This is a genomic window from Haloferula sp. A504 (genome assembly GCF_044385805.1).
GTDB lineage: Bacteria > Verrucomicrobiota > Verrucomicrobiia > Verrucomicrobiales > Akkermansiaceae > Haloferula.
This window is the reverse complement of the sequence record NZ_JBISBU010000167.1, coordinates 1-889: the sequence shown is the minus strand read 5'-3', so window position 1 is coordinate 889 and position 889 is coordinate 1. Positions and strand designations below refer to the sequence as shown.

1 protein-coding gene is annotated in these 889 nt (G+C 57.1%); it reads left to right on the top strand.

What is annotated here, in order from left to right; genetic code table 11:
- Positions 1-113 precede the first annotated feature (113 nt).
- Positions 114-698, top strand: a complete 585-nt coding sequence (locus ACG2LG_RS23980) for a hypothetical protein (RefSeq protein ID WP_396263413.1) — start codon at positions 114-116, stop codon at positions 696-698.
- Positions 699-889 lie beyond the last annotated feature (191 nt).

Here is an 889-nt window from a genome sequence, read left to right as displayed (position 1 = left end):
CCGCTGCGCGTCCATCCGAGGAGCCCGGTGCGGTAGTTCCGCACGCCGGGATCTGCGAGGGGGGCGCCGGGCGACCGGCGTCCCTACCTCAATCGACAGAGAATTACCAAACGGTGGCCTACATCGATCTAGATAAGCTTCCTGAAGCCGACCGGAACTTGCCGATGTCGGTCATCGATGGTGTCTCCTACGCACACACCGCGATTCAATTTGCAGCACTCGCGCTGGTGGCAGGCGAGCGCCAGTGGGGATTTCCTAAGGACCACTTGTTTGCCCTAGCGATTGAGCTTGCGTTCAAGTCCTTGGCATTGCGGTCCGGCTCCACCGTTATCGAGTGTCGTTCCGCGGGCCATGACCCAGAGAAGATGATCGCGCTGATCGAGAAGCACGGAGCTACCGTCCCTACCAGACTCAAGACCCGACTTTCCGACAAGGAGTGGTTTAAGGCGTTCCTCTTCATGAGCCGATACCCAGCCTTGAGCGAGCTCAACACTTCCTTGGAGAAGACGATTTTCCTTCATCCGGATTATCCTGAGATGATCGCTGAGATCCTTGAAGCCGACTGTCGCTGGCCGCTTTCCTTTGATCCAGGCGGTGCCTTGCACCAAATCCGGACTCCTTCGTCGAGGATGATTATGGCACGAGCAACGGAGCGCCCGCCAGGTCTCGAAAACGCATCGTCGAACAAGCCGGCGTAGGCAACCCCACTACCCGCTCCGAGTCGGATTTTCAACGTGATTAGAACCCTCAATCGTGTATCAACGTGCGGCTCCCGTAGCGGGTTGCCTAGCCTCTGACGTTGCTATGGCTGCTTGTTTGGCAAGGGGCAAAGTGATGTTTTTTCCATAACTCGTGGGGAGTGATAGTTTAACTTCGGGGAAGGGCTTGT